Source organism: Methylobacterium sp. J-043, assembly GCF_022829505.1.
Classification (GTDB): Bacteria; Pseudomonadota; Alphaproteobacteria; order Rhizobiales; family Beijerinckiaceae; genus Methylobacterium; species Methylobacterium extorquens_A.
In genome coordinates this window covers 76,134-93,390 of record NZ_JAKSYB010000045.1, presented here as the reverse complement: position 1 = coordinate 93,390, position 17,257 = coordinate 76,134, and the positions used below count along the sequence as shown (strand labels likewise).

Sequence of the window (17,257 nt, the reverse complement as noted above, 5' to 3'; positions counted from 1 at the left end):
CGACCAAGCTTGCTCACCGCCTGCGTGGGCAGTGAGCCAATGTTTCGTGCGGCGGCCTCAGGCGGCGCGCCGCAAAACCAGATAGGGCAGTTTCGCGAAGTGCCGACCGAGATCGAGCCCCTCGCCCTCCGCCGTGATCTCGCCGCCGCCGACCACGTCCACCCACCGGCTTCCAGCCGGCACGGGCAGGACGGTTCCGGTGAAGGCTTCGCTGGACCAACCCGATTCGGACGTCATCCGTGCGACGAGCCTCGGCACAGCGACCAGCAGATCGTCCTCACCCGAAGTGACGGCCGAGCGGGTAAACGCGATGACGTGATCCGCACGCGCGCCTTCGGCCGGGAGCGGACGATAATCCGCATCGGCGTAAAAGGCAGGGCGTGCAGCCCGGTCGGCGAGCAACCGAGCCAGCGTGGCCTGCTTCACTCGCCCGTCCGGCCAGGAACCGATCAGCGCCTCCGGCGTGCCGCCGGCCTCAAGCGCCTGGGCCCGCTCCACGTAATCGACAGGCCGACGGTTGTCGGGATCGACGAAGGAGAAGTCCCAGAACTCAGTGCCCTGGTACGTGTCCGGAATGCCGGGAAGGGTGCATTTGAGGACCGTGCGGCCGAGGCCCGCGATCATGCCGAGGAAGGCGAGACGACGCACGAGCGGCCGGAGCCGATTGAGGCAATCCGACCCGGGCACGACCAGGGCCGCAAAAAGCGCGTGGACGGCGCTCTCGTAGCCCTCATCGACATTGACCCAGCTCGACCGGCGCTTGCCCTCGCGCAGGGCTTTCTCGGCATAGGCGTCGAGGCGTTTGCGGAAATCCTCGGTCGCGTCCGGGTCGTCACCGTCCAGAAGCTCGAGCGGCCAAGCGCCGAGAATTGCTTGCAGGAACATCCATTGGTCGTTCGGGTCCGGTGCCGGCTCGCCTTCGACCTGCTTGATGAGCGGCTCGGACGCGCGCCGCCACGTGTCCCAGGCGCGGGCCCATTCCTCCGGCAGTTCGGACAGGGCGAGCTGGCGCGTGCGGGCATCCTCGCCGCGCTTGGTGTCGTGGGTGGCCGTGGTGATCATCGCGTTCGGCCAGTCGCGAGCCCGCGCCGCCTGGAGCGCGTGGAAATGCTCCGCGTCGAGGCCGTACTCGCCGGGATCGCCGCCGACCTCGTTGAGGCCGAGCAGTTCGACGAAGCGATAGAACAACGTGTCTTCCAGGCTTTTCGCCATCACCGGGCCGGTGAGCTGCTGGAAGCGGCGACGGAAGCGCAGAACCACCTGCTGGTCCGGATGACCGGCACTGCCGAGATCGATCCGGCCGAGCAGAGCATCGGCGGCAAAGTCGTGTACCGAACGATCCGGCAGGGCGCTCCAGCGCTTGGCCTTGCGCACCGCACCCTCGATCAGCCGGACATCCTCGGCCTCGATCTCAGTCTCTTCGAGATCACCGGGCAGGTAGGAGCGATAGACGGGGAAGCGCGCCACGATCTCGATCAGCGCCCGACGGATCGCATTGGTGGAGAAGTCGCGGGTGCGCCGGTCCGAATCGGCGATCTGCTTGAGATCGCCGGTCATCACCTCGAGTTCCGAGGCGAAGCTGATCTCCAAAATCTCTGCTTTGGCCGCACGGAACTGGAAGCCGTAAGGCTCATCCATATTGGTGGCCCACCGATAGAACTTCTCGATGCGCGGCTTCAGCGCCCGATCGACCAAGATGCCGTCGAGCTGATTCAGGACATCGTAGCCGGTGGTGCCAGCAACCGGCCAATCGCGCAACTTCTCGCCGGGCTCGAGGATCTTCTCGACAACGATATAGAAGCCTGGACCGACGGCGGCCTGGAGCGCACGGGCATAGCCCAACGGGTCGGCAAGCCCGTCGATATGGTCGATGCGCAGGCCGTCGATCCGGCCCTCGCCGATGAGACGGAACAGAAGGTCGTGCGAGCGGACGAACACGTCCGACAGCTCGACGCGCAGGCCGGCCAGCGAGTTCACGTCGAAGAAGCGGCGGTAGTTGATGTCGCTGGACGCGATCCGCCAATGCGCGAGCCGGTAGGATTGCTGTTCGAGCAGCCGGTGCAGCGGCCCGAAGCTGTCGGGATAGTCCCGGTTGCCGTTGAGAAGGTGCAGCGCCCGGTAGATCGAGGCTGCGATCTGCGGGGAGGCACGCACCGTGCCCGCCAGCTGGCGCTTCAGCTCCTCGGCGGCCTCCGGCATGGCACGGCGGCGCTCGAGATTGGTCTCCTCACCCATGGCCCGCAGGCGCTCGGTGATGGAGAGGACTTCCGCCGACATGTCGTCGCCGATCTCGCCGAGCGCGGCGAGCGCCCGGTTGAGGATCGTCGGGTATTGCAGTGGGCAGATCGGAAACTGGTGCTCGTAGTGCCAGATGCTGAAGGCGCCGGCCGCCTCGTCGAACTTCAGCTCCAGCGTGCCCTTCTCCAAAGCCTCGCCGTACCGCTCGCCGAGGAAGGGGATGACGAGCTTGCCGTTGGCGCCGAGCCGCTCCCAATCGATGTCGAAGGCGTTGGCCGCGGGCGAGAGACCGCCCCATTCGAGCACCGAGAGCCACCACGGATTGTCGGCGCCGCCGACACCCATGTGGTTCGGCACGATATCGAGGAGCAGCTTCAGGCCATGGGCGTGGAGCGCATCGGTGAAGCTGCGGAAGCCCTCCTCGCCGCCGATCTCCGGATTGATCTGGGAGTGATCGACGATGTCGTAGCCGTGGGTCGAGCCCGGCCGCGCCCGCTGCAGCGGCGAGGCGTAGACGTGGCTGATACCGAGCCTCGCGAGGTAGGGGACGGTCTTCTCCGCATCCGCAAAGGTGAAGCCCTCGTGGAACTGGAGGCGGTAGGTCGCCCGCGGTGGGGCCGAGGCGAGGCGCGCGGCGCCCGAGCGCGGCCCGCGCTCCTCCGCCGAGAGGGCGGCGGCGAGCTTGGCGAGCGGCCCGCCGGGCGCGGCGATGGCTTCGAGGTTTCGGTCGAGCTTGCGCCGCCAGTTCGGATAACCCTCGGTCGAGCCGGGCACGTTGGCCTGCGACAGCTCTCCGACGACGTCTTCGTACTGCACGGCGGTCAGGATCGACGGCGCGCGGGCGAGATAGCGAGCCGCCGCTTCGAGCGGTGCGTGTTCCGGCGGCTCGGAACTCGGCAGGAGCTGCTGGGCCGCCAGCGCCTCCGACAGGCGCCAGCGCTCGGCAACGCGCTCGGTGCGCTCCGTCTCGGCCCGCTCGGCATCGTAGAGGCCCAGCGATTGCCGGGTATCGGTATCGACGCCGCGCCACCAGCCGACGAAGGTCGGGAGGTCGTGGGTGGTGATCGCGGTCAGCGCATCCTTCGGGTAGGCCTCCGGCGCCTTGAAGGCGCCGCCGGGCTCCCGCTCGAAGGCAAGGATGCGGTAGCTGAGGATACCCGACTGCATCAGTGCATCGGAGAAGCCCTCCGGCGCGGTGCCGAGATCCTCGGCGATGACGAGACACTTGGAGCGGTGGCTTTCCAGCCGCAGCACGGCCAGCATCGGCTCGAAGGGCATCGCGACATAGGCACCCTCGCGCGCCGACCGCCCAAGCGGAATCAGGAACAGCCGTGCAAGCTGGAAGGCGTGGTCGATGCGGATCGCGCCGGCATGGCGCATGTTCGCCTTCACCAGGGCCCGGAAGGCTTTTAGGCCGTCGCGCTCCATTTCCAGCGGGTCGAAGGCCGGCAGGCCCCAATCCTGGCCCTTGGGTGCGAGCAGGTCGGGCGGGGCACCGATGGAGACGCCGTTGGCGAAGCGCTCCGGATGCGACCAAATCTCCGAGCCACCTCGGTCGGCGCCGACCGCGAGATCGCGATAGAGGCCGAGCCGCATGCCCGCCGCCAGTGCCATCTCGGAGGAGGTCTCGAGCTGGCTGTCGGCGAGGTACTGTAAGAAGACGTGGTAGAGGATGCGCTCCGCGTGCGTCTCGGAGAAGGCCCGCACGGCGTCGGTGCCGGCGCGGCGATATTCCTCCGGCCAATCGCCGAGCCAATGCGCGCCCTTGGCCCGGAAATGTTCGGAGAGCGCGTCGAAGGTGGCGTGCGACGTGAGGTTCTCGCCGCCTTCCTCGCGGAACGCTGCGAAGCCGGCATCCTTGCCAGCTCGGGCGTCGGACGCCTCCCAATAGGCTTCGAGGATGGGCGAAAGCACCTCCCACACGCCGGCATGATCGACGAGCGAAGTGTCGCGTAGTGTCTCGATGCGGGCGCGATGGCTTTCCAGGATCTCGGCGGCGCGGCTTCCGGCAAAGCCCGGCAGCGCACCCGGCTCGATGTAGAGGGTTTCGAGGAAGAGGCGCGAGGACGGCGAATAGGGCGAGATCTTCGCCCGGTCCGTGGGAAACAGCGCGTGGGCCGGGCTGAGCCCGAGGAACGAGGCACCGCGCAAGGCCGCATCGCGGGCGGCACGGCCGGCATCCGCGTATGTGCCGATGCCGAGATTGCTCGGCGAGCGCAGGCCGTAGAGCTGGGCGGCGAGTCCCCAATCGCGGGCGCCATCCTCGGCATAGGCGCGCGGGCGCCAGCACCGCTGCGGCGCCGAGACGATCCAGGCCTGGGCCCGGCGGTCGCCGACCGTGGCGGTGAGCCTGTGATAACCCGGTGTCAGCGGCGGCAGGTCGAACCCTGCGCCGTCCTCCGATGCCGTCAACGTGGCACGGCCCTCGCGGGACCGGTCGTGCTCGTCCACCAGCCGCCACGCGACGGCGCCGGATGTCACGCCCATCCGTACCGGCACGCGCACGCCGCGCCGTGCCTCGGCCGCCAGAAGCGGCGGGATCACGTTGGCGCGCACCGCCTCGACGGCGGCGAGGCTGCCGCGGATCGCTTCATCGTCCGCTGCTGCAAATCCGAGGGCTTCGAGCATGCCGCGGCGTACATCGAGCGGCGTATCGACCCGCTTCCCGAAAGCATCGGTGAAGCCGTCGGCGATGCCGACGAGGTCGGCGAGGCGTTCGAGATCACTCACGTTCGAGGCACTCACGTCAGAGAGGTTCACTTGGTGCCACCGATCAGGAAGACGCCTGTCCAGGACGGCAGTTGCAACGCCTGTCGCACGGCCCCGCTCGACCAGATCACCTGGCCTCCGTCGGCGTCCGCCGAGAATTCAGCGTCGCCGACATTGGCAATGAAGCGCAGCCAGCCATCCGCGTAGCGCCACGTGCAATCCACGACACCCGGCGCCGGAATCTTGGCATCGGCCCCGAGGTAGCGGCTCTTGGTGAGGGGCACCACGCTCTGCCGACGGATCTGGAGGATGTTTCGGGTGTCGGCCCAGATCGCGCGATGCGGCTCGGTCTCGGCCTCGTCCCAGTCGATCTTCGAATCCTCGAAAGTCCGAGCCTCCGTCGGATCGGGGATCACCGACGTGCCGTCGGCGAAGGCCGCGAAGCTCTTGAACTCCCGGCGCCGCCCTTCGCGCACCGCCTTGTTCAGCTCCTCATCGGGGGCGAAATCCACGAAGAACAGGAACGGCGCGGAGGCCGACCATTCCTCGCCCATCCACAGCATCGGGATCTGCGGCGCGAGAAGCAGCCCGGCGCGGGCGAGCGCCAGCTTCTTGGAATCGGCGAGATGGCTCAGGCGCTCGCCGAGCGCACGGTTGCCGACCTGATCGTGGTTCTGGAGGAAGGTGACGAAGGCCGACGGCGGCAGATGCGCCGAAGGCTCACCGCGCGGGTGGTTGCCGAGGGTCGGGAAGGGCTCGCCCTGGTAAGCGAAGCCCTCCGCAAGGCAACGGGCCAGATGCTCGACTGGCTTGTCGGCGAAGCTCTCGTAGTAGCCGGCATCTTCGCCGGTCAGCAGCACGTGCCAGCAATGGTGCAGGTCGTCCGCCCACTGCGCGCTGTGAAGCACGGGGGACGCGTTGTCGTCGCGCTCCAGCCAGCGGGCCTGGTTGGCCTCGTTCTCCAGGATCAGGTGGACGTGCCGCTCCGGGAAGGCCGTGCGGATCGTCTCGCCGAGTTCCGCCAGGAAGTGCTTCTCGGAATCGTCGAGGATCGCATGCACCGCATCGAAGCGGATGCCGTCGAAATGGTACTCCTTCAGCCAGTAAAGCGCGTTCTCGATGAAGAAGTCCCGCACGACCGGGCCCGACTCCTTGCCGTCGAAATTGATGCCGGCGCCCCACGGCGTCTGATGACGCTCGGTGAAGAAGGTCTTGGCGTAGGAATGCAGGTAGTTACCGGCCGGGCCGAAATGATTGTAGACGCAATCGATCAGCACCATCAGGCCCTTGGAATGGGCGGTGTCGATCAGGCGCTTGAGGTCGTCCGGGCGGCCATAGACCGCGTCCGGGGCATAGGGCAGCACGCCGTCGTAGCCCCAGTTGCGCGTTCCCTTGAAGTCGGCGAGCGGCAGCAGCTCGATCGCCGTGACGCCGAGATCGACCAGATCGTCGAGGCGCTTCTCGAGCCCGGCATAGGTGCCCTCGGGCGTCGCTGTGCCTACATGCACCTCGTAGACGATCGCCTCTTCCCAGGGACGCCCCGTCCACTCACCGTCGGACCATGCGTAGGCGCCGGGGTCGATCACCTCCGACGGCGCGGAGACGTCCTCGGGCTGGAAGCGGGAGGCCGGGTCCGGCACCACGAGGTCGCCGTCGATGCGGAAGCCGTAGCGCGCGCCGGCCTTCACCCCCGGCAGCGTCGTCCGGCGCCAGCCTTCGCCGACGTCGGGGATCGGATGATCCGTCCCATCCACGACGAGGGTCACATCCTTGGCGGTCGGTGCCCAGAGGGCGAACCGCACACCGTCCTCGGCAAACTCGCTGCCGAATCGCATCGTATGGGCGCGCCGCATCAGGCCACCGGTCTCCGCTGGAATAGGAATCGATCGTCGCTCAAGCTGGGCGGCCGCTTCTGTGTCTCACAAGGCGCCCGGCGCCGGCTTGTTCCCAGACCTGGCAGTTATGGCGTCATCAGCCTGCGGCAACCGCCCGGTGTGACGGAATCGCTGCACTGCACACAGATTGAGCCGGACAAGCGAAGGGCTCCCCGCCGTTGCCGACGGGGAGCCCTTTCTGAGATCGACGTGATCGGCCTGTGCCGGCAAGCCGGCTCTCGCGGATCAGGCGCCGATGGTCGGGCCACCGCCTTCCGAGCGGCGCTTGGCCATGAAGGCATCGAACTGCTCACGGTCTTTCGCCCGCTTCAGTTCCTCCACGAAATCGGTGAAGGCGCGGCTCTCTTCCTGGAGAGCACGGCGGCGTGCCTCAAGGCGCTCCAGTTCGGCCCGCCGATACTCCTCGAAGGCCCAGTTGCCGGACGTGGCGCTGGTGCCGGAATATCCCTTGGCCGCCTCGAAGGCGCGAGCGAAGCGCGACCGGCCATCGCCGCCCGCGAAGCTGAAGCTGCCGCTGTTGGCGAACTCCTTCATCTGGCTGAAGGCGGGATAGCCCGCAATCTTCCAGGCGACGTAGGCGACGGCGACCGGCCACCAATAGACGAACGCGACGACGATCGCGCCGATTTCGAGAGAACGCTTGGGAAAAGGGCCGCTGCGGTGAGACGCGCCGCAGGACCAGGGAGAGGTGGAGGACGTGTTCACGGCTAAGGACTCCGGGGTGTGAATGTGAACAACATTCACATGCGGACCCGCCTCGGGCGTTTCAAGGGCGCGGCGACTAAACCTTATCCTTCGTCCGCTCACCGGCGCCATGGACGAGGGCGAGAACGCCCGCGCGCAGCAATTCGTACTTGTCCGGTCCGGGCTTCGGCAGTTGGCCCGCCGCCGACAGCGTGGCGATGCCGTGCGAGAGCGCCCAAACTTCGAGCGCGAGGAAGCGCGGGTCGACACCGTCGAAACCGTCGGGGAAAGTCGCGCGAAGGGCGTCGACGAGAAGGTCGAATGGGTTTGGCCGTTCGGGAGCGTGCGCAGGGACTGCCTGGCCGCGCACTTCGAAGATTGCCGCGTAGTAGCCCGGCTCCTCTTCGGCGAAGGCAAGATAGGCCTCGCCCATGCGGGTGAACCGCTCCAGCGGCGTTCCGCGGCCTGTCAGGGCCCGCGCCAGCCGATCGGCGAGGTCGGCGAAGCCGCGGCCCGCCACTTCCTCCAACAGGGCCTCACGCCCACGGAAATGGCGGTAGAGCGCTGCGGGCGTCACGCCGACCAAGCGGGCCGCGTCGACCAGCGTAAAGCCGCCGATCCCTCGCTCGGCGATGAAGCGGCGCGCAGCCTCGATCAGCGCCTCTTTGAGGTTGCCGTGATGGTAGCTGCGCCGGTCGCCCGGTCCCTCGCGCCACGGTCGCACCCGATCCCCCTCCTTCGCGCAAACCGATCTGCGTGCGGTTGCAACCGATGAAAAGCCTCACCGGTCCCGACGCGCGACCGCACTTCGTCGGCGTCGGAACCGCTCCGGCCTTTTCTCCCGAGACGGTCTACGAGTCGACCATCTTTTCCGCCGCTTCGGCTTGACGTCGCCGCGATCTTGCAATGTTATAAAGTAACAAATCTGACGTCACTCCAGCGGACGAACCATGCCTGAGACCACTTCCCGCTTGCCCGTCACCGTGCTGTCGGGCTTTCTCGGCGCCGGCAAGACGACGGTGCTCAACCACGTCCTCAACAATCGCGAGGGTCGGCGCGTCGCTGTGATCGTCAACGACATGAGCGAGGTGAATATCGATGCCGACCTCGTCCGCGACGGCGGGGCCGATCTGTCGCGCACGGATGAGCGGCTCGTGGAGATGACCAACGGCTGCATCTGCTGCACCCTGCGCGACGACCTGCTGGCCGAGGTTCGCCGCCTCGCCGCCGAGGGGCGCTTCGACTACCTGCTGATCGAGGGCACCGGTATCGCCGAGCCATTGCCGGTCGCGAGCACCTTCTCCTTCCGCGACGAGGCCGGCGAAGCGCTTAGCGACGTGGCGCGGCTCGACACGATGGTGACCGTGGTCGATGCGGTGAACCTCCTCAAGGATTACGGCTCGAACGACTTCCTGCGCCAGCGCGGCGAGACCGCGGGGGCCGACGACAGCCGCACTCTGGTCGATCTGCTGGTGGAGCAGATCGAGTTTGCCGACGTCGTCGTGATCAACAAGGCGCGCGATGTCTCGCCGGATCACCTCGACCTCGTGCGCTCGGTGGTGCGGGGGCTCAACGCGGATGCGCGCATCGTCGAGGTGTCCCACGGACAGGTGCCGCCAGACGCCATCCTCGATACCGGGCTGTTCGACGAGGAGAAGGCGCAGGAACATCCACTCTGGTTCAAGGAGCTTTACGGCGCGCACGAGCACGTGCCGGAGACCGAGGAGTACGGGATCAGCTCCTTCGTCTACCGGGCGCGCCGGCCGCTCGACCCGCAGAAGTTTCAGGCGTTCGCCAACACGACCTGGCCGGGGCTGATCCGGGCGAAGGGGCACTTCTGGCTCGCGACCCGGCCCGAATGGGTCGGTGAATTCTCGCTCGCCGGCGCCGTGGCGCATATCGGCGCGATGGGTTTCTGGTGGGCGGCAGTGCCGCGCCAGCGCTGGCCGGAGGAAGAGGTTTTCCGGGAGCGGCTTCACACAGTCTGGAGCGAGGTCTGGGGCGACCGCCGCCAGGAACTCGTCTTCATCGGCCGCGGCATGGACCGGAACGCGATCACCGTCGCCCTCGATGCCTGCCTCGTCGGTCCGGCCGAAGTCCGACGCTTCGATGCGGAGGCGTATCGCGACCTGCCCGATCCCTTCCCAAGGTGGCGCAGGGCGGCGGCCTGAGCGGAGGATTGCACGGGATGGGCTTCGTTAGCCTAAAGGATTGGCGTGCCCGGTCGGCCGGGCTGGCGCAGGCAGCCTCGCGCGCGAAGGCTCTGCTTCATCCGGCATTCGGGTTGAGCGAGGCGGACGCCCTGTCGGTCAACGAGATCGCCTGCCCCGACCCCGGCTGCCCGGACGTCGAGACGGTGGTGCTGGTGATGCGGGCCGGCGAGCCAACGCGGGCCTTGCGCTTTCGCGGCCCGCTCGATGACCTGGATGAGGCCGCCGCCCGAGCGCTGGCTGCGGAGGAGGCCGGGCTTCGTGCGCTTTAAAGCCGGCTTTCATCATTCCGTCTTGGTCGGCGTGGGAGTAGGCCAGGGGCCATCACCGATCCCGCCCTGGCCCGAGTCCGGACATGAGTATCAAGCTAAGACCGCTGGAGCGCGAAGACCTCCTCTTCGTGCATCAGCTCAACAACAACGACAGCATTATGCGCTACTGGTTCGAGGAGGCTTACGAGTCCTTCGCCGAACTTGCGCAGCTCTACGAGCGCAACATCCACAATCAGACCGAGCGGCGCTTCATCATCGCCACGGAGCGCAGCGAACCCGCGGGCATGGTTGAGCTGGTGGAAATCAATCACCTGCACCGGCGCTGCGAGTTTCAGATCGCGATCCACCCCGACCATCAGGGGAAGGGCTACGCCAAGCGCGCCACCCGCATCGCCATCGATTACGCTTTCAAAGTGCTCAACATCCACAAGCTTTACCTGCATGTGGACAAGGACAACAAGCGAGCGGCCGGCATCTATGAAAGCTGCGGCTTCCGCCCGGAGGGCATTCTGAGGGACGAGTTCTTCGTCAATGGCCGCTACCGCGACGCGGTGCGCATGTGCCTGTTCCAGCCCCACTATCTCGCCGAACGTGGCGCGGGCGACGTAGCCGAGCCGGTGCTCAAGACCTGACACGGTCGCAAAACGAAAACGGGCCCCAAGGGGCCCGCTCCATCCGTCATTAAGATAAGTGAGTCTTACCGATACGGGTTGCCGTAGCGCGCCACGTAGGAGGTCGGGTCGATCGCGTCGATGGCCGAGAAATCGACATTGCGGATCGCCGTCGAGCGCGCACCGATGAACGGTCCGTTGGTGATGGGATCGGGCAGGAAGCCCTCGCCGTAACGGTCGCTGCGGCCGTAGGGCGGGTTGAGCTGGTTCGAGGCGGCGATGAGGGCCGGGTTGGTCGCCGGGTTCGCCACCGAGCCGTTGCCGGGCTCGACCACGTTGCCGGCATCGAGCCAGGAGCGCGGCTTGATGCGGATCGGCAGCGGCTGGCTCACACGCACGTAGCCGGGGTTACCGTAGGGGCCCTGGGCCTCAGCACTGGTTCCGAAGCCGATCGCGGTGAGGGTCATGGCGCCCATCAGGGCGAGCTTGGAAAAGCGCATGGCGTACCTTGTCGTGTGAGAGGCGACCGTACGGGCCGTTCGTTAAGAATCCCGCTTGTTGCAGAGTAGACGTTCTGGCGTGACCGTTGTTCCCGGAATATGGCCACGCTCGATCATTTTCGCCGCGTTTTTGCCGCATTGTTTCTCGCTGGCGCCTCGGCGACGGCGATCGAGCCGGTGCTGTCGCCCGGCAACGCCGCGGTGGCCTCTTCGGTCCGGCAGGCGCTCGCACCGGTGAGGGCATCGGCGCCCAGCGCCGCCGTCACACGGCCGGCCAGGGTGATCCGGTCGATGGCACAGGCGACGGCGCGCGGCTCCGGCGCCTGCCCGAGGATGCCGCATAGCCAGCCGTCGATCGCCACTGCCTTCAGGTCGAGGCTGCGGAAGCCCGTACAACTGCGCTTGCCCGCCGCCGCCAGCGTCGTCTCGACGGTCTCGAAACTGCCGAGGGCAGTCCCGACGATGCCGCGCTCTCCGGTACGGATCACGGAAAGGCCGCGCCCGTCGGCTGCCCGGCGCACCAAGGTCACGAACAGGCTGGCACCGGGCTCGGGCCGCCCGCCCGCATCAGTGGCCGTGAGGAGGAGATAGGGTGCCTCGATGATGTCGAACGCGCCCTGGCTCACGCTGTCCTCACGCTGCCCATTGCCGGAGTTCCAACGCGTCGGTCCAGGCTGTGGCGGCAACTCGGCCACGTCGTTCCGCAACGTCAGCAGCGGCTCCGTCGCGGCCATTGCCCGGCGTGCGCCCTCGGCCGCCCGCGGCGGCTCGCTCCAAGCCTGTGGCGGCTCGGGCGCAACGGCCCGGTCGCGGGCGACCAGGGAGAGGCCGGCGATCAGGGCCGCGCTGGCCGCAAGCTTGGCCGCCAGCCGCATGCGTCGGAGGGGCCGGGGGCGGGGCAGGTCTTGGCGAGGCAAGTCTTGGCGAAGCAGATCTTGGGAATCGTCCGATCTGTCGAAGGCGTCGTCCGGGTGGGGGAGCATGCGCAGGCCTTTGTCGGGTCCGCGGGGCCGCAGGGGCCCTCGCCGTTGCCCGATCTTTGCCCCGGCTCTCGCCACCAGCGGGTTGAGGAAGCACGGCCTGTCCTCGGATTCCTCGTCCGATGGTGAATGCCGGGTTGCCGCTCGCATCGTCCTGTCACGACCGCACGGCTGCTCGCGGCACGCGCCCCTTGACAGGTGAGCACGCCGGGCATCTTGCTCGGGGTGCTTCGAGAGCCCACCTCGGCGATGAACCGGGTCGGGTTCCTCAGCCTATGGAATCTTCCCGAACCAAGGGCCCGAGCGGTGCGTCCGCCGGCGACGGGAAGAGGCGGTCCGGTGTCATCCGGCCCGCGCAGCGGAGTTTGGTGAGATGGGTTACAAGGTCGCCGTCGTCGGAGCCACGGGCAATGTGGGCCGCGAGATACTCGACATCCTAGCCGAGCGCGCCTTCCCGGCCGACGAGGTCGTGGCGCTGGCCTCCAGCCGGAGCCTGGGTCAGGAAGTCTCCTTCGGCGACAAGATTCTCAAGGTCAAAACGCTCGACACCTACGACTTCTCCGACACCGACATCTGCCTGATGTCGGCCGGCGGCGAGACCTCGAAGGAGTGGAGCCCGCGCATCGGCCAACAGGGCTGCGTGGTGATCGATAACTCGTCCGCGTTCCGCTACGACGCCGACGTGCCGCTGATCGTGCCGGAGGTGAATGCCGACGCGGTCGCCGGTTTCACCAAGCGCAACATCATCGCCAACCCGAACTGCTCGACCGCGCAGCTCGTCGTCGCGCTCAAGCCGCTTCACGAGGCGGCAACCATCAAGCGCGTCGTGGTCTCGACCTATCAGTCCGTTTCCGGCGCCGGAAAGGAAGCGATGGACGAGCTGTTCAGCCAGACTCGCGCCGTGTTCACCGCCGGCGAGGTGGTGACGAAGAAGTTCACCAAGCGAATCGCCTTCAACGTCATCCCGCACATCGATGTGTTCATGGAGGATGGCTACACGAAGGAAGAGTGGAAGATGGTCGCCGAGACCAAGAAGATGCTCGATCCCAAGATCAAGCTCACGGCGACTGCGGTGCGCGTGCCGGTCTTCATCGGCCATGCCGAGGCGGTGAACGTCGAGTTCGAGCGTCCGATCACGCCGGAGCAGGCGACCGAGATCCTGCGCGCGGCGCCGGGCGTCCTCGTGATCGATAAGCGCGAGAACGGCGGCTACATGACCCCGCATGAGGCGGCGGGCGAGGACGCCACCTACATCTCCCGCATCCGGGAGGACGCCACGATCGAGAACGGCCTGAACTTCTGGTGCGTCTCGGACAACCTACGCAAGGGTGCGGCTCTGAATGCGGTGCAGATCGCCGAGGTGCTGGTGAACCGCAAGCTCCTGAACAAGGCCAAGCAGGCCGCCTGAACGCCTAATCCGTCCTGATCGCGCAAAACGCCGTCCCATCCCTGGGGCGGCGTTTTGCGTTCGGGCCCATCATCTGGCGCGAGATAATAATCCAGCCATTTAGTGGGTAAATTTCCCACATAATGCGGAAACAATCGGCACTCAAAGGCGGCACATGCCCGCGCCCGACCTCCGCCGAATCGACGACCGCCTGACCCCGCGCCCCTCCTGCCGGGAGGTCGCACTCGTCATCCTGCTGCTGGCTTGGATCGCAGCAATCCTGGCCACCGAGCGTGGGCCGGCGCAGCTCGCCCCGCCGCTGGTGCCCTACGGGGCCGCCGACGCGACCGCTTCGAGTGCGGCGATGTCGCCGCCGCCGATCAGGGGCAGGTGAGCGGTGATGCGCTCTACCGGCCAATCCCACCACGCCACGGCCTGAAGGCGTGCGGCTTCCTCTTCCGAGAAACGGCGGCGGACAATCTTCGCAGGGTTGCCGGCGACGATGGCGTAGGGCGGCACGTCGGCGGTGACGACGGCATGGGCTGCGACCACCGCGCCGTCGCCGATCGTCACGCCCGGCATCACGGTGCTGCGAAAGCCGAGCCAGACATCGTTGCCGATCACGGTGTCGCCCCGGCTCGGGAAATCGAGCTCCCCCGCAAAGCGCCCGACCCAGTCGCCGCCGAAGATTGGGAAGGGATAGGTCGAGAGGCCGTCGAGGCGGTGGTTGCCGCCGTTCATCAGGAAGCGCGTCTCCGCGGCGATGGCGCAGAACTTCCCGATCACCAGCCGATCGCCGATGAAGGCGAAGTGGTAGAGAATCGCGTCGAGAAAGGCCTGGGGGCCGGCCGGATCGTCGTAATAGGTGTAGGCGCCGGCCTCGACATTCTCCGGCAGGTCGAGGTTGCGGATGAAGGTGACGCGGCTGTGCCCGGCCATCGGGTGCAGCGCATCCGGATCCGGTCCGATCGTGGTTGCCGGCAAGGTGCCTCTCCTCTCGCGTGCGATGGAGCCGGTGTTCGCAGCCGGTGATGGCCGGAGCGCGGCATCCGGAACGTGCGATGACGTCTCGAAGCGCTTGAATTCGCCACGCAGCGGGGTTAAGTCACGGCTCAACATTTCTGGTGCAGTCGATAGGCTGCTTGCGGGAGTGGGCCCCCCGGGGTCCGCTCTTTTTTATTTTCGCGAGCACCTCCAGCGCCGGATTTGCCAAGCTTAACCCCGATCGAGACCTTCGGAAAACGACAGCATGGCGGAGCCTACCGAGAAACGTCTTGTCAGCGAGACCGGCGCCGCCGCGCGCGTCGCCCGGATCGTCGAGGGACCGATCGAGGGCCTCGGCTTCCGGCTGGTCCGGGTGAAGATCTCGAACACCAACGGCTGCACCCTGCAGATCATGGCCGAGCGGCCCGACGGCACGATGGGCGTCGATGAGTGCGAGGCGGTGAGCCGCGCGATCTCGCCGATCCTCGATCTCGAAGATCCGGTCGGCGGCGCCTACTATCTCGAAGTCTCCTCGCCCGGGATCGACCGGCCCCTGGTGCGCGTTTCCGATTTCGAGCGCTGGGCCGGATACGAGGCCAAGGTCGAACTTGCCGTGCCGATGGACGGGCGCAAGCGCTTTCGCGGCATCATCGGGGTTCCGAGTGCGGACGGCGCCACGGTGCCGATCGACCTGCCCGACGTGAAGCCGGGCCTTCCGAGCCGCATCGACGTGCCGCTGCGCGATCTCGGCGAGGCGCATCTCGTCCTTACCGACGACCTGATTCGCGAATCGCTCCGCCGTGGCTCCGCCCCGCCTCAGGACGGCGAGGAGATCGATGACGTAGAGGACGCGGAGGCCGAGGACGAGGCGCCGCAGGTTCGCTTCATCCCACAGCCGAAGCGGCCCAAGCCCAAGGCGGACAAGAAGGGCGACAAGCCGGTGAAGGCGAAGAAGCCCAAGCCCGGCGGCGGCATCGTCACGAAGGCCGCCCGCCTCAAGAACCGCGACACGTTTCACTGATCCCGCGGCATCGCTTCGGGCAGCCGGTCCCGGCGCCGTCGCGATGCGAAACGACCCTGAGAGTAAGCCCGCTCCCGCAGCGGAAGACACGACCGAAGAAGGACCAGACCCCATGGCTGTCGTCAGCGCCAATCGGCTCGAACTCCTGCAGATCGCCGAGGCCGTGGCCCGCGAGAAAGTGATCGACCGCCAGATCGTCATTGAGGCGATGGAAGAGGCGATCGCGAAGGCGGCCCGCTCCCGCTACGGCGCCGAGACCGACGTCCACGCCGAGATCGACACCAAGAGCGGCGCGTTGCGCCTGTCCCGCCACCTCCTCGTAGTCGAGCAGGTCGAGAACGACGCCCGCGAGATCACCCTCGATCAGGCCCGCCGCTACAACCCCGGCGCCCTTATCGGCGACGTGATCTCCGATACCCTGCCGCCGTTCGATTTCGGCCGCGTCGCCGCGCAGTCGGCCAAGCAGGTCATCGTCCAGAAGGTGCGCGACGCCGAGCGTGCCCGCCAGTACGACGAGTACAAGGACCGCATCGGCGAGATCCTCAACGGCGTGGTCAAGCGCGTCGAGTACGGCAACGTCATCGTCGATCTCGGCCGCGGCGAGGGCATCGTCCGCCGCGACGAGATGATCCCGCGCGAGACCTTCCGCCCCGGCGACCGCATCCGCGCCTACCTGTTCGACGTCCGCTCCGAGGTGCGTGGCCCGCAGATCTTCCTCTCGCGCTCGCATCCACAATTCATGGCCAAGCTGTTCGGCCAGGAAGTGCCGGAGATCTACGACGGCATTGTCGAGGTGAAGGCGGTCGCCCGTGACCCCGGCTCGCGCGCCAAGATCGCCGTCATCTCCCGCGATTCCTCGATCGACCCGGTCGGCGCCTGCGTCGGCATGCGCGGCTCCCGCGTCCAGGCGGTGGTCGGCGAGCTTCAGGGCGAGAAGATCGACATCATCCCGTGGTCGGAAGATCAGGCGACCTTCATCGTCAACGCGCTGCAGCCGGCCGAGGTCGTCAAGGTGGTGCTCGATGAGGAGGCCGACCGCATCGAGGTGGTGGTGCCCGACGACCAGCTCTCGCTGGCCATCGGACGCCGCGGCCAGAACGTGCGTCTTGCCTCGCAGCTCACCGGCTGGGACATCGACATCCTGACCGAGGCCGAGGAGTCGGAGCGGCGCCAGAAGGAGTTCGCCGAGCGCACCCAGGTGTTCATGGAAGCACTCGACGTGGACGAGACGGTCGGCCAGTTGCTGGCGGCGGAAGGCTTCCGCAACGTCGAGGAAATCGCCTTCGTCGATGTCGCCGAACTCTCCAACATCCAGGGCCTCGACGAGGAGACCGGTGCCGAGATCCAGGCCCGTGCCCAGGATTACCTCGCCCGCATCGAGCAGGAGCAGGACGACCGCCGCCGCGAACTCGGCGTCGAGGACGAACTGCGCGACATCGACGGCATTACTACCGCGATGATGGTGGCGCTGGGCGAGAACGAGGTGAAGTCCGTTGAAGACCTCGCCGGCTGCGCGACCGACGATCTCGTCGGCTACACCGAGGGCCGCGGCCCCGAGGCCGTGCGCCATGCCGGCTACCTCGACGGCTTCGAGCTGTCGCGGGCCGAGGCCGAGGCGCTCATCATGGAAGCCCGCCTGAAGGCCGGCTGGATCGACGCGCTGCCGGAGCCGGAGGGTGAGGCCGCCGAGGGTGACGCGCTCGACGGCGACGCGACCGAGGAAGTGCCGGCCGAACCGCAGCAGGCTTGAGCCGGAGGAACGGAGA

The 17,257-nt window shown here is 67.3% G+C and carries 13 protein-coding genes; 6 read left to right on the top strand and 7 right to left on the bottom strand.

Annotated elements, in window-relative coordinates; translation table 11 throughout:
* Positions 1-57 precede the first annotated feature (57 nt).
* The 4 genes from MKK50_RS11875 to MKK50_RS11860 all read right to left on the bottom strand — a co-directional run bounded on the left by MKK50_RS11875 (position 58) and on the right by MKK50_RS11860 (position 8,250).
* Entirely contained in the window at positions 58-4,998 is a 4,941-nt protein-coding gene (locus MKK50_RS11875; RefSeq protein WP_499022463.1) for a malto-oligosyltrehalose synthase, read from the bottom strand.
* The gene (treZ, locus tag MKK50_RS11870) at positions 4,995-6,800 is read right to left on the bottom strand and encodes a malto-oligosyltrehalose trehalohydrolase (protein WP_499022462.1); all 1,806 of its coding nucleotides are present in this window, start codon (positions 6,798-6,800) and stop codon (positions 4,995-4,997) included. Before treZ ends, MKK50_RS11875 begins: the two co-directional genes overlap by 4 nt.
* Before the next feature lie 267 nt (positions 6,801-7,067).
* The gene (locus MKK50_RS11865; RefSeq protein WP_499022461.1) at positions 7,068-7,547 is read right to left on the bottom strand and encodes a DUF2852 domain-containing protein; all 480 of its coding nucleotides are present in this window, start codon (positions 7,545-7,547) and stop codon (positions 7,068-7,070) included.
* 76 nt (positions 7,548-7,623) lie between these two features.
* Complete coding sequence (locus MKK50_RS11860; RefSeq protein ID WP_499022460.1) at positions 7,624-8,250, bottom strand: TetR/AcrR family transcriptional regulator; 627 nt, start codon at positions 8,248-8,250, stop codon at positions 7,624-7,626.
* Positions 8,251-8,476: 226 nt separating this feature from the next.
* Here MKK50_RS11860 and zigA point away from each other — a divergent pair, with 226 nt between their 5' ends.
* The 3 genes from zigA (at position 8,477) to speG (ending at position 10,640) form a co-directional block, all read left to right on the top strand.
* Entirely contained in the window at positions 8,477-9,697 is a 1,221-nt protein-coding gene (zigA, locus tag MKK50_RS11855) for a zinc metallochaperone GTPase ZigA (RefSeq protein WP_499022458.1), read from the top strand.
* A gap of 17 nt (positions 9,698-9,714) precedes the next feature.
* A complete protein-coding gene (locus MKK50_RS11850) occupies positions 9,715-10,008 on the top strand; it encodes a hypothetical protein (RefSeq protein WP_253374055.1) in 294 nt (97 codons plus the stop codon).
* A gap of 83 nt (positions 10,009-10,091) precedes the next feature.
* A complete protein-coding gene (speG, locus tag MKK50_RS11845; RefSeq protein WP_060770138.1) occupies positions 10,092-10,640 on the top strand; it encodes a spermidine N1-acetyltransferase in 549 nt (182 codons plus the stop codon).
* 65 nt (positions 10,641-10,705) lie between these two features.
* Here the strand turns inward: speG and MKK50_RS11840 are convergent, their stop codons facing one another.
* Both MKK50_RS11840 and MKK50_RS11835 read right to left on the bottom strand, forming a co-directional pair.
* The gene (locus tag MKK50_RS11840; RefSeq protein ID WP_253371893.1) at positions 10,706-11,119 is read right to left on the bottom strand and encodes a hypothetical protein; all 414 of its coding nucleotides are present in this window, start codon (positions 11,117-11,119) and stop codon (positions 10,706-10,708) included.
* Between the two features lie 113 nt (positions 11,120-11,232).
* Complete coding sequence (locus MKK50_RS11835; RefSeq protein ID WP_499022456.1) at positions 11,233-12,102, bottom strand: hypothetical protein; 870 nt, start codon at positions 12,100-12,102, stop codon at positions 11,233-11,235.
* A 370-nt stretch (positions 12,103-12,472) separates the two neighbouring features.
* Here MKK50_RS11835 and MKK50_RS11830 point away from each other — a divergent pair, with 370 nt between their 5' ends.
* Positions 12,473-13,507, top strand: coding sequence for an aspartate-semialdehyde dehydrogenase (locus MKK50_RS11830; protein ID WP_253371896.1), 1,035 nt, complete (start codon positions 12,473-12,475; stop codon positions 13,505-13,507).
* 306 nt (positions 13,508-13,813) lie between these two features.
* Here the strand turns inward: MKK50_RS11830 and MKK50_RS11825 are convergent, their stop codons facing one another.
* Positions 13,814-14,425: a CatB-related O-acetyltransferase gene (locus MKK50_RS11825; RefSeq protein WP_499022730.1), complete on the bottom strand. Its 612-nt coding sequence runs from the start codon at positions 14,423-14,425 to the stop codon at positions 13,814-13,816.
* Between the two features lie 310 nt (positions 14,426-14,735).
* Between MKK50_RS11825 and rimP the strand changes: the two genes are divergently transcribed.
* Together rimP and nusA are read left to right on the top strand one after the other, a co-directional pair.
* A complete protein-coding gene (gene rimP, locus MKK50_RS11820; protein ID WP_499022453.1) occupies positions 14,736-15,491 on the top strand; it encodes a ribosome maturation factor RimP in 756 nt (251 codons plus the stop codon).
* 112 nt (positions 15,492-15,603) lie between these two features.
* The gene (gene nusA, locus MKK50_RS11815; protein ID WP_253371905.1) at positions 15,604-17,241 is read left to right on the top strand and encodes a transcription termination factor NusA; all 1,638 of its coding nucleotides are present in this window, start codon (positions 15,604-15,606) and stop codon (positions 17,239-17,241) included.
* The last annotated feature ends 16 nt before the right edge of the window (positions 17,242-17,257 follow it).